The 10511-nt window shown below is 59.5% G+C and carries 17 protein-coding genes and 1 tRNA gene; 5 read left to right on the top strand and 13 right to left on the bottom strand.

Annotation, left to right across the window (positions count from 1 at the left end):
• On the bottom strand, positions 1–690 hold a 690-nt coding region (locus GNZ13_RS23265), incomplete at its 3' end, for a cytosine permease (RefSeq protein ID WP_172168441.1).
• A 253-nt stretch (positions 691–943) separates the two neighbouring features.
• On the opposite strand from GNZ13_RS23265, the gene GNZ13_RS23260 reads away from it, so the two are divergent.
• The 3 genes from GNZ13_RS23260 (at position 944) to GNZ13_RS23250 (ending at position 3933) form a co-directional block, all read left to right on the top strand.
• Positions 944–2257, top strand: coding sequence for a replication-associated recombination protein A (locus GNZ13_RS23260; protein ID WP_172168439.1), 1314 nt, complete (start codon positions 944–946; stop codon positions 2255–2257).
• Between the two features lie 145 nt (positions 2258–2402).
• Positions 2403–3698, top strand: coding sequence for a serine--tRNA ligase (gene serS, locus GNZ13_RS23255; RefSeq protein WP_172168437.1), 1296 nt, complete (start codon positions 2403–2405; stop codon positions 3696–3698).
• A 145-nt stretch (positions 3699–3843) separates the two neighbouring features.
• Positions 3844–3933 (top strand) — tRNA-Ser (locus tag GNZ13_RS23250).
• A 92-nt stretch (positions 3934–4025) separates the two neighbouring features.
• Here GNZ13_RS23250 and GNZ13_RS23245 read toward each other — a convergent pair.
• From GNZ13_RS23245 to GNZ13_RS23205, 9 genes are all read right to left on the bottom strand, one after another.
• Positions 4026–4172, bottom strand: a complete 147-nt coding sequence (locus tag GNZ13_RS23245; protein ID WP_172168435.1) for a hypothetical protein — start codon at positions 4170–4172, stop codon at positions 4026–4028.
• 78 nt (positions 4173–4250) lie between these two features.
• Positions 4251–4718: a hypothetical protein gene (locus GNZ13_RS23240; protein WP_172168433.1), complete on the bottom strand. Its 468-nt coding sequence runs from the start codon at positions 4716–4718 to the stop codon at positions 4251–4253.
• Positions 4719–4724: 6 nt separating this feature from the next.
• The gene (locus GNZ13_RS23235; RefSeq protein WP_172168431.1) at positions 4725–4940 is read right to left on the bottom strand and encodes a hypothetical protein; all 216 of its coding nucleotides are present in this window, start codon (positions 4938–4940) and stop codon (positions 4725–4727) included.
• Positions 4937–5179: a hypothetical protein gene (locus tag GNZ13_RS23230; protein ID WP_172168429.1), complete on the bottom strand. Its 243-nt coding sequence runs from the start codon at positions 5177–5179 to the stop codon at positions 4937–4939. Before GNZ13_RS23230 ends, GNZ13_RS23235 begins: the two co-directional genes overlap by 4 nt.
• A complete protein-coding gene (locus GNZ13_RS23225) occupies positions 5172–5624 on the bottom strand; it encodes a hypothetical protein (RefSeq protein WP_172168427.1) in 453 nt (150 codons plus the stop codon). Before GNZ13_RS23225 ends, GNZ13_RS23230 begins: the two co-directional genes overlap by 8 nt.
• Positions 5617–5793: a hypothetical protein gene (locus GNZ13_RS23220; RefSeq protein ID WP_172168425.1), complete on the bottom strand. Its 177-nt coding sequence runs from the start codon at positions 5791–5793 to the stop codon at positions 5617–5619. Before GNZ13_RS23220 ends, GNZ13_RS23225 begins: the two co-directional genes overlap by 8 nt.
• A gap of 3 nt (positions 5794–5796) precedes the next feature.
• Positions 5797–6093 (bottom strand): hypothetical protein, encoded by a 297-nt coding sequence (locus tag GNZ13_RS23215; protein WP_172168423.1) that lies wholly within the window; start codon positions 6091–6093, stop codon positions 5797–5799.
• The gene (locus tag GNZ13_RS23210) at positions 6093–6476 is read right to left on the bottom strand and encodes a hypothetical protein (RefSeq protein ID WP_172168421.1); all 384 of its coding nucleotides are present in this window, start codon (positions 6474–6476) and stop codon (positions 6093–6095) included. Before GNZ13_RS23210 ends, GNZ13_RS23215 begins: the two co-directional genes overlap by 1 nt.
• A gap of 128 nt (positions 6477–6604) precedes the next feature.
• Positions 6605–6967 carry a hypothetical protein gene (locus GNZ13_RS23205; RefSeq protein ID WP_172168419.1) on the bottom strand — a complete coding sequence of 121 codons (363 nt, stop codon included), beginning with the start codon at positions 6965–6967 and terminating at the stop codon, positions 6605–6607.
• Positions 6968–7098: 131 nt separating this feature from the next.
• On the opposite strand from GNZ13_RS23205, the gene GNZ13_RS23200 reads away from it, so the two are divergent.
• Together GNZ13_RS23200 and GNZ13_RS23195 are read left to right on the top strand one after the other, a co-directional pair.
• Positions 7099–7329, top strand: a complete 231-nt coding sequence (locus tag GNZ13_RS23200; RefSeq protein WP_172168417.1) for an Arc family DNA-binding protein — start codon at positions 7099–7101, stop codon at positions 7327–7329.
• Between the two features lie 5 nt (positions 7330–7334).
• Complete coding sequence (locus tag GNZ13_RS23195) at positions 7335–7847, top strand: hypothetical protein (protein WP_172168415.1); 513 nt, start codon at positions 7335–7337, stop codon at positions 7845–7847.
• Positions 7848–8189: 342 nt separating this feature from the next.
• On the opposite strand, the gene GNZ13_RS23190 is transcribed toward GNZ13_RS23195, so the two are convergent.
• From GNZ13_RS23190 to GNZ13_RS23180, 3 genes are all read right to left on the bottom strand, one after another.
• Positions 8190–8609 (bottom strand): hypothetical protein, encoded by a 420-nt coding sequence (locus tag GNZ13_RS23190; RefSeq protein WP_172168413.1) that lies wholly within the window; start codon positions 8607–8609, stop codon positions 8190–8192.
• A 695-nt stretch (positions 8610–9304) separates the two neighbouring features.
• A complete protein-coding gene (locus GNZ13_RS23185) occupies positions 9305–9808 on the bottom strand; it encodes a hypothetical protein (RefSeq protein WP_172168411.1) in 504 nt (167 codons plus the stop codon).
• Between the two features lie 4 nt (positions 9809–9812).
• Positions 9813–10511 (bottom strand): hypothetical protein (locus tag GNZ13_RS23180; protein WP_172168409.1); only part of this gene is annotated, 699 nt, incomplete at its 5' end.

Below are 10511 nucleotides of genomic sequence, written 5' to 3'. Positions count from 1 at the left end.
CGTGTAGTCGGCGATCAGCGGCAGCCACGAGAGCGGCATCGCGACCACCAGGTCGATTGCACCGCCGAACGACATCTCGCCGGTGCCAGGACGGCGCATCAGCGCGGTAACATCATGCTTGGCAAGCAGATTCCACGAGAGCCACGCGGCGCCCGCCAGCAGCAGCCAGATACCCCACGTGCGCAGAAACCGGCGCACGAACGACAGCGGGCCGCTGATGGCCAGCAGCGTCGCGAGCAGACCGAAGATCACGGTCCAGATCAGCGGCATCGAGAAACCGAAGGCTTGCTTGGCGAGAGCATCGGCGGAATCGCGCATCACGATCACCTCGAACGAGCCCCAGCCGACCAGTTGCACCGCGTTCAGCACCGCCGGCACCGATGCGCCGCGCACACCGAGCGTCGGCCGCAACGACGACATCGCCGCGAGGCCCGTATCCGTGCCGATCACGCCGGCCAGCGCCAGCAATACGACGCCGATCACACTGCCGATCACGATCGCCAGCAACGCATGCGGCAGCGACAGCCCCGGCACCAGCAGTGCGCCCGCCTGCGCGACCAAGAGGCCGATGCCGAGCGAGAACCAGAGCGCGAAAGCGTCGCCGGTGCGGAACGCGCGACGCGCGTCGGGCACCGGTGTGAGCGGTGCGTAGGTGGAGCCGGCGTCGCCGACGAGTGGATCTTGTGCCATCTAGTCTTGTCCCTGTTTGTATTGCTTGCACGTTCGTGTGCGATGCCGGTGTTGCCGGCCAATCCGCGCGCGATGTTAGCCTGTCAGACTGTCGGCGAGATTACTGGCTAATCGGCGCGCTCATTTCCGAGCGCCGTCACTGTCATAATGCGGGACGTTGCCCGCACTCTTGCGTGCCGGCTTTGTTCATCCGGCAGCACGCCGCCTTCACACGGACCGCGTCCGGAAAAGCCGAGATTATCCCCAAAACGTTATGTTTGAAGAAACCCGTGCCAATGTTCCGCTCGCCGAACGCCTGCGGCCCCGCAATATCGACGAAGTGATCGGCCAGAAGCACCTGCTTGGCCCGAACAAGCCGTTGCGGGTCGCTTTCGAATCCGGCGAAGCCCACTCGATGATCCTCTGGGGCCCGCCCGGCGTCGGCAAAACCACGCTTGCGCGGCTCATGGCCGACGCGTTTCACGCCGAGTTCATCGCGTTGTCCGCGGTGTTGTCGGGCGTGAAGGATATCCGCGAAGCCGTCGAGACCGCGCAGATTCATCGCGCGAACGGGCATCAGACGCTTGTGTTCGTCGATGAAGTGCATCGCTTCAACAAGAGCCAGCAGGATGCCTTTTTGCCGCACGTCGAGTCGGGGCTGTTCGTGTTCGTCGGTGCGACGACCGAGAATCCGTCGTTCGAGGTGAACAGCGCGTTGCTCTCGCGAGCCGCTGTCTACGTGCTGAAAAGCCTCACCGATGAAGAACAGCGCGAACTGCTCGACCGCGCGCAGCAGGAACTCGGTGGCCTCACGTTCACGGACGAAGCCCGCGACGCCCTGATCGGTTCCGCCGACGGCGACGGCCGCAAGCTGTTGAACAACCTGGAAATCGTCGCGCGCGCGGCGGCACAGCAGAAGAGCACCGAAATCGACGGCGCCTTGCTCGGCAGCGCGCTCGCCGAGAATCTGCGCCGTTTCGACAAAGGCGGCGACGCATTCTACGACCAGATCAGCGCGCTGCATAAATCGGTGCGCGGCAGCAGCCCGGACGGCGCGCTCTACTGGTTCTGCCGCATGCTCGACGGCGGCGCGGACCCGCGTTATCTCGCGCGACGTATTGTGCGGATGGCGTGGGAAGACATCGGCCTCGCCGACCCGCGCGCGGCCCGTATCGCGCTCGACGCGTCCGAAACCTATGAACGCCTCGGCACGCCCGAGGGCGAACTGGCGCTGGCGCAGGCGATCATCTATCTGGCGGTCGCGCCGAAGTCGAACGCGGGGTACAACGCGTACAACGAGGCACGCCGTTTCGTGAGCAAGGACCAGTCGCGCGGCGTGCCGGTGCATCTGCGTAACGCGCCAACCAAGCTGATGAAGGAACTCGGCTACGGTCACGAATACCGCTATGCGCACGACGAACCCGATGCCTACGCGGCCGGCGAGACCTATCTCCCGGACAACATGCACGACCCGCACTGGTACGAGCCGACGCCGCGCGGTCTTGAAGGCAAGATCGGCGACAAGATGGCGCGTCTGGCCGAGCTTGATGCGCAGTGGCGCAGCGAGAACAAGCCTAAAAAGAGCTGAGCGTCTTCGCTGGTGCTTCTGCTGCATCTGCGGCCGTTTCAGATGCCGTGTCGCCATTCCGCACGCCTTGACCATCTAACGCACCGGCCGCCCGCGGCGGTGCGCTAAAATCCCAGCTTCATATAACGAACACCCGCCCCATCCCATGCTCGACATCCAGCTGCTGCGCAAAGACCTCGACGGCGTCGCCAAGCGCCTCGCCGACCGCGGCTATACCCTCGACGTGGCGGCCTTTACCGCGCTCGAAGCGGAACGCCGCGACACCCAGACCCGTACCGAAGAGATGCAGGCGCGCCGCAACACCCTGTCGAAGCAGATCGGCGGGATGAAGGGGCGGGGCGAGGACACCTCGGCGCTGATGGCCGAAGTGGGCGGTATCGGCGACGAGATGAAGGCGTCGGCGGCCAAGCTCGACGATATCCAGAAGCGTCTGTCCGACCTGCTGCTCGGCGTGCCGAACCTGCCGCACGAAAGCGTGCCGATGGGTGAGGACGAAACCGCGAATGTCGAAGTGCGCCGCTGGGGCACGCCGCGCCAGTTCGATTTCGAGGTGAAGGATCACGTCGACGTCGGCACGCCGCTTGGCCTCGACTTCGAGACCGGCGCGAAACTGTCGGGCGCGCGTTTCACGTTGCTGCGTGGCCAGATTGCGCGGCTGCATCGCGCGCTGGCGCAGTTCATGATCGACACGCACACGCTGCACCACGGCTACACCGAGGTGTACACGCCGTACATCGTGAATCCGGAGATTCTGTACGGCACCGGCCAACTGCCGAAATTCGCCGACGACATGTTCCGCGTCGAGAAGGGCGGTGACGAGAACACGATCACGCAGTATCTGATTTCGACCTCGGAAATTTCACTGACGAACACGGTGCGCGACAGCATCGTCGAAGCGGACGCGTTGCCGATCAAACTGACCGCGCATTCGCCGTGCTTCCGCTCGGAAGCGGGCTCGTATGGCCGCGATACGCGCGGCCTGATCCGCCAGCATCAGTTCGACAAGGTGGAAATGGTGCAGATCGTCGCGCCGGAAGCGTCGTATGACGCGCTGGAGCAGATGGTTGGCCACGCTGAGACGATTCTGCAGAAGCTTGAATTGCCGTACCGTGTGATCACGCTGTGCACGGGCGATATGGGTTTCTCGGCTGCCAAGACGTATGACCTTGAAGTGTGGGTGCCTGCGCAGAATACGTATCGCGAGATTTCGAGCTGCTCGAATACTGAGTCGTTCCAGGCTCGCCGGATGCAGGCGCGTTTCCGCAATGCGCAAGGCAAGCCGGAGCTGGTGCATACGCTGAACGGGTCGGGCCTGGCGGTTGGCCGCACGCTTGTGGCTGTGCTGGAGAATTTCCAGAACGCGGATGGTTCGGTGACGGTGCCGGCGGCGCTGCGTCCTTACCTGGGCGGTGTGGAACGGCTGGAAGTGCCGGCGGCTTGATGCCGTCGCCGATTGCCAAGTCACCTTGAAATTTTTTGACGAGGGGCTTGGAAAGCGGAATCAACTGTTCTATAATCTTTCTCTCCCAAGCAACGACCCGCTTGGATCTGACGAAGCAGCCTCGTTGCTGTGAGTTGGAAGACCCGGAAAGGTGGCAGAGTGGTCGAATGCGCTGGACTCGAAATCCAGTGTACCTTTAGGGGTACCGTGAGTTCGAATCTCACCCTTTCCGCCAAGACATCAAGACTACAGGCCCTTCGGGGCCTGTTTTCATTTCTACCCGCCAAAGAACCCGCCAAACATCGAAATGTCCTGTGGCGGCATCTTTTAGTGCCTATGGCGCATCAGGTCCCGAAGATGATGTTCCCGGAGCCAGTGGGATAGTCGCTCCTCGTTCGCGGATGTGACCCAGATCGCGGCGCCAAACACAACCACGATGATCCCCATCAAAATCGCCAGCGTTGAGTCGCTCATGTCAGCCTCCATCAAAGTCACGGCCACGCTTAAATTTTAGGTGAAAGCTTGCACCGATGCCTGCCTTGGGTGCTGGTATCAGTACGTTTCATCGTTCGCCGCTGGCGTCGACGTGAATCGTCGGAGTTGCCAATCCCGGATCTGCAGCAGGGCATTGGCCCACTCGGCTGGCGACAGAGTTCGCCAGTCAGGTTCGGGCCGCGGCCACACGCGTTTAACGCGGAATTGGTCGATGTCGTGCCACGCTCGGCTGGCCGGATTGGCCCTTGGCGCCGGCGTGTACAACGCAACGAACGCCGGCAGGTTCGCCATCTTCGCGAGCTCGCGGATGACGCCGGTCGGTTTCTCCTGGCCGATGTCCTGCGCAACCTCAACAAGCGCGAGAGGCAGCTTGCCTGAATAGCCGTACTCGACGAACAGCACGCTATCAAGATCGGCCATCGTCAGCGACTGCGCTTTTCGGTGGCCGATAAAGCGGCTAATCGATCGCGACCGGTGCCAGACACCATAGGCACGGTCGCGGATGAGATGTTGTTCTTCTTGCATGGCGATTTAACCTTGAACAGTCGACGCGCCGAACTGCGAGTGGCAACGACTACCCGCAATCGCTTCTTGCAACTCGCCGTTCAGCGAGTTGAACAGCGTGCGCAGCTCGTCGCGAGCGCACTCGGGCAAAGCATTGAAAGCCTCTCGTCCATCGCAGTACATGAAACCGGCGAGTGCGGACATCTGTCCGAACAGTGCGGATCTTCTTTCGCTGGCGGTCATTTCGTATCTCCTCGATCCGATCGACACGCCATCAAAACACGCTCGGCGGTTTCGACGTCACGCTCTATCGCGCTCAGGCCCAGTTCAACGAGCGTTTGGTAATCGTCGATGTCTTCCCGTGCAGTGTCGACATGGACGTTGTTGTGAAGCCACTGCAGCGCGCGAACGATCAGGAGAGCATTCCCCGAAGCGATTTCGCCGTCCCGTGGGATCGACGCGAGATTGACGAGCTTATCCATTGTCGCGTCCTCCCTGCTTTTGATTTGACGTCGATCTCGCCGCCATGACGCGCTGTTTCCATCGCTCGCGCAAGGCCCATTCAGTCAGCTCGGAGATTTCTGTCATTCGCTCGATGGTCATCAGCGTGTCGGAGGCATGAAGCAGCAACTGCTCAAGGCCGTATGGCTGAAGGCCACCAGATCGCTGGCCGCCCGCGTTGATCTCGTACCCGACCAATGCCGCAACTTGGCCGAGCATCTCGCCGAGATTCCCTGCCATCATCTTTGTCTGGCTCGATGCGTTCGCAAGCCACTCGAGTTCGGCATCCGGAATACTATTGACCTCCGAGTCCACGCGTTCAAGTAAGTAGCGCAGCAGACCGGCCGTGTCGCTTGAATATGACGGCCTTTCGCCGGACTCGCGCTCAGTCATCTGGGCGGCGAACCCCTTCGCGTCGTTATGCATGACTTACCTCCGTCGCTGAGTTAATTTTCTCGATCCCTGCATCCGCGGCCCGTTTGATTACGGCTGCCGCGTACGCGATACGCTCGAGCTTCGTTTGCAAATCACCTTCGTCCTCGCATAGTTTGAGGATCACCGCTGCGGCGGCGTCGACCGTTTCAATCTCAGACATGGCTTACCTCCGCTGCGATTGGCACACGAACGCGGCGACGCCGTGTATCTCGTCGAGCAACCTCGCGCGTTCCACAATGTCTTCCGGCCTATCCATATCGAAGCAGTAGGTATGCCGGACCAAATATGCATCCGGCTTCCTGGCCTTGATCTCCACCGAGGCTTCGACGCACTCCTGGCGGGCAGCAAACTTCGGAGATAACGGAACACCCCTCACCCGGCGTCCGTCCTTCACGCGATCCTCGGCTACCAGCCAAAAGGTGACATCAAAGTCATCGAGTTCTGAGTTGAGGATAGCCATCACAGATTGCTCCCGCAGAGTTCGACCACAGGAAACTCATCGGCCGCCGCGCCCCATGCTGCGAGATCTTCCGGATGCAGCTTCCCACAGTCGGCCATAAGCCGCAGCGCCGAAACAATTCTGCCGAGGCCGCGCGGGTCGACGTGCATCCGATGGTTGAGCGCGTCGGCCACCGTGAAGCTGCGAAGGATGCCGAAGTCGTCCACCAAGTGGATGACGGCCGGCCTATCACCTAGGCCGAAGTCATCGCCCTGCCAGACCAGATGCGACGCGCCTTCGACACGCGTAATCCAGATCGAGTCGGCGTGTTCGGGGTAAAGCAAAAGACCATCCGCGAATCGGCTCGCCTGCTGATGACTATCAAAAAGGCCATAGCTGCGCACAGCTGTTCTCACACGCCAGCGCACGGGACGCCATTCGCTGTAGGCTAGGACGGTCGCAATACTAGTAACTCGAGACATGATGTGACCTCGTATCAGGTTGCAAAGTGCGCCGACAGTCGGCGCAGCGCCTACAGTACGCCTCGGCTCGCTAACACCAGCAGCGCCGGTCGCGGGGCCGGCGCGGGCTTACGGCGACCCCGAACGCGTGCGGTACGTCGTGGTGTCTGTAGGGCCTTACGCGCCCGATAGTGGACGTCGGTCGAACGGCTGGCGATCTCCTGTGCGATCCGCGCGGCGAAGCCATCACAAAACTCGCGCGTGCGCTCCGCGGCACGTTGCGGCTCATCGCACGCAGCCAGCAGCACCGCCAACGCCTGGTCGCGGTAGTCGGCCATGCTCGCGCTTGGGCACAGCAGCCAGCGGCGTGCGGCCTTGGCGCCGGCTGCAGCGCAGAACGACATAACGGGTTTGACGTTGCTCGATTGGTCCATGGAAATTCCCCTATGAGATCGGTTGCCGGCTGATCACTCCTGCTGCTTTCTGAGCATCCGTGCATCGGCCTGATTCAAATGTAGCAAAGTGCTACGTTGAGTGCAAGCACTTTGCTATATATACTTCCGAAATGACTAGCGAAGACATTCAAACCAATCTCAGATTGCCCGCCGACCTGAAAGAACGGTTGAAGCAGGCAGCCGACACCAGCAATCGGTCGATGAATGCTGAGGTCGTGGCACGCCTCGAAGAAAGCTTCACGGGTGGAGCGCCATCGATCGACGAACACACGCTCGACCTCTTTGCCGAGAAGGTCGGCCAGGTGCTGGACGAGCGGGAAAAGAAGCGCGGTAAGCGCTAACCGACATGCGCCACGTCAAGAGAGCATCTGCCGCCGATTTTTTTGCCTCGACGGTAAAACCGACGGTGGAGGAGTTCTTTGGTGACGTTCGGAATGTTCGGCGCGGTCGCTTGGCAGCTATCGTTCTGTATCACATGGCAGACCATGCTGCGCTAGAAGGTTACGCCGGCAACGACAGAAAGATAATGAACGAGCGTCTTGAGGCGCTCCGCAAAGAACTAACCGATGTCTGTCCGGACTTTTCGCTAATCGGCGATATTGCCGACGCATCCAAGCACGCCCGCCTGTCTGTTCCGAAGAAGGCCCCGCGGCAAATCTCGACAGCCGAACAGCTCACTAGACCCCCTGGTATGTTTGAAGTGCCGTTCGGAACCGCAGTCTTCGGCGAAGCCTCGTGGGTTATGGCGACGTTCGACGATGGTCGTGTGAGGCCGTTGGCTGGGATCGTACGATCGGTTATGCAGATGTGGGAAAACAAACTTCAGCCGGTTGACCCCAAAGTTCCCCCAAACCCATGAATACCAACAAAGCCTTGAATATCGCTAGCGCGATAGCCGGTTTCGCCGGAACCGCCTTGATGTACTGCGGAACATTCGGGCTAGTAGCGTCCGGCGCCTATATGAACACGGCGTTACTGGCTGAAACGAAGAAAGCGAACGACCGCCGACAGCTACTCCAAAGGTCCGGCCTCCTGTTGCTGACGGTCAGTTTTTTTCTGCAGGGAGTTGCGCAGTTCACGCCCGAGTAGCGGGGGAATTTGGCGGGCTGATGGCGGGTAAAACAAAAACGCCGCTCGGAGGCGGCGTCTGTCACTGATGTCAGGCGGAAATAAGGTCCGCCGTCTAGCTTGCAAAAACAATCTAGACGGCGTGGCCTCGCGAGTGGGTGCCATCATCAAGCGTGAATGGCTGTTGCCTATTACCGGGCCACGACTCGTCAGAGCGCCTTGTCCACCAGTTAATCTCAAACTTATCAAGATGGAGCCGACGTACGATCCTGCCGAGTCGCTTGGTTGGGTGAGACCCAAGTGCACGGTCAGTCACGAACAGATGCACGTATTCCGGCTCTTGATCATACGAGATGAGAGCAACCTGCGCCGGCTTGTCATCGTCGACGCTCACTTCCATCAACACCACCCGCTCCTCGCTCTCTGGTTCCGCGTGAGCGGTGGCATGCAATAGGTTTTCGACGTCTTCAATCGGAGCAAAGACGACCAACGCGGGCAGCATATCCGTCGCTGACCGCAAATCTGCAGGCTGAATTTCGCGAAAAGTTTTCATGATTTTTACGGCATCTTGAATACTCTAATCTTAATCGGAACCTTCACAAAAGGGTCTTCCCATCTGACTAATGGCGGATCGGGGCGCCAAAACACGATCTTTGGACCTCCGAGGGGGTAGTCCGGTTCGGCATCAGTGGAGAACTCGACCCCTCCCTTGCCAGCATTAGGAGGGCGAGCACTTAACGTGCCCATCCAAGCGCGCGCCGCTGTCCCGCCCACTCCGACGCCGCTTCTCGCAGCCCGTCCCCACAATTCATTCGTCTTACAAATTCCATCCACCCCATTTTTATCACTATAGTGCACAAATGGTCCGTGCATATTCCTCCTCACCCATCTGTTTTGATATTGTTCAATCTTCCCGAGGAAATTAGTTCATCAAGGGCAGATATGCAACAAAAACGGCATATGTGCAACGATATACCAATGTTTCGATCAGCAATCGTAAGTTTTTGCGCAAGGTTGTCTGTCCCATACCGCACACACCTGTGCGATGCGCACCTCGGTTGAGCAATGGCCTTGCTCCAAGCGATGCCGCCCGAAGGCGGCCAATGTTTTTGATACAATCTCGCCCGGTTGTAGGCGGCAGGTCTATTCTGTTGCCGGGAGCCAAAGACCCCATGTGCCGATAGGTCATGGGGTCTTTCTATTTGCGCGCACAAGCGAAGCCGCGTCAGTCAGTGCTGTGCGCCCCCGCTACGCGATCGTTGCACTCGCACTTGGCAGTGTTGACGACGCACCGGCGATCACAGATTTCAGCGCGTAGACATAATCACGCACCGCCGCAGCGAAGTTCGTGAAGTTGCTTTGGCTGAACGCGTGCATAGCGCCGGAAGCGTCGGGGTAGTTGAACGTCGTGGCGCCGCCGGGAAAACCCTTGCCAGCGTTCAGGCTGGTCTCGATCGCGATGATGTCCATCTGACTCAGCGGGTCGCAAGCAAACGTCCCGTTGAGCGCCGGCGTGCCGGTGCTCGTGAGTTTCAGACCGGTAGCAAGCGCCGATTGGGCCTGCATCGGAAGTGGGATAGTCGCCGGATTGTGCACGGCATAGACCGCTTCAACGCCCGCGACAACTGATGCTGGCGTGTCAGCGAAAAATTCGATTGTGCCGTCAGCCGACCATGAGAAGTGTTGCCCGACGAGGCCGCCGGATGCAACCAATTCATCGTAGAAGGACGGCCCGATTGCTTTTTGTGTCATTGAATTAACCCCTAACCGTGACCTTCATATTGAGAGTGCTTATGCTTGCGGTGCCAGCCGTAACAGCACCTGCAAGTGTCGAGTAATGGAACCCCTCCGATAGCGTACCTGCGCCTGCCGAGACAAAGACGGCAAGCGTATTCGCGACCGGAATATAAGAATCTACCGCAGGGCCAAACGAGCTACCGTCAATCCAATTTTGGACCTTGTTATCGTTAATCCCGTTGTTGGTGTACCCGCCATCCGACTGAGAGTACACAGCCTCATCTGCCCATGTAAGAAAATTCACCCGATAAGTTGCGGAAATCTCAGCAAGAGCGCCAGTATTGCTGAAGTTGACAGAAGTTCCGTTAATGTTTGCCGCGATCGTTTTGCGATTGAACCAATTCAATAAATACGAATATTGCGAGGTATTAATGAATGTGCCGTCGGTGAATGTTCTTATCATCCCGACCAGCGTCTGTGTGCCGTCGCCAGTCTTGATCTCGACGCCATTGGATGCGGTGCTGTGCCCCGTCGTCGAAAAATTCAATTGAATGGCGGCGCCAGTCCACGAGGCATAGACGTAATACAGCGTGCTTGCTGTCAAGCCTGCATTGCTACCGGTCACACCTGCCAATGGAACTTGTCGAGGCACGCCGTTGATGCTGATGTTGTTGCCGTTATACGGCGAGAGCGTCAGCGTCGTGCCGTTGGTCACCGA

The organism is Paraburkholderia elongata (assembly GCF_013177735.1).
Taxonomy (GTDB): domain Bacteria; phylum Pseudomonadota; class Gammaproteobacteria; order Burkholderiales; family Burkholderiaceae; genus Paraburkholderia; species Paraburkholderia elongata.
Note: the sequence above shows the minus strand (reverse complement) of the source record. Positions and strands in the feature narration are given on the sequence as shown.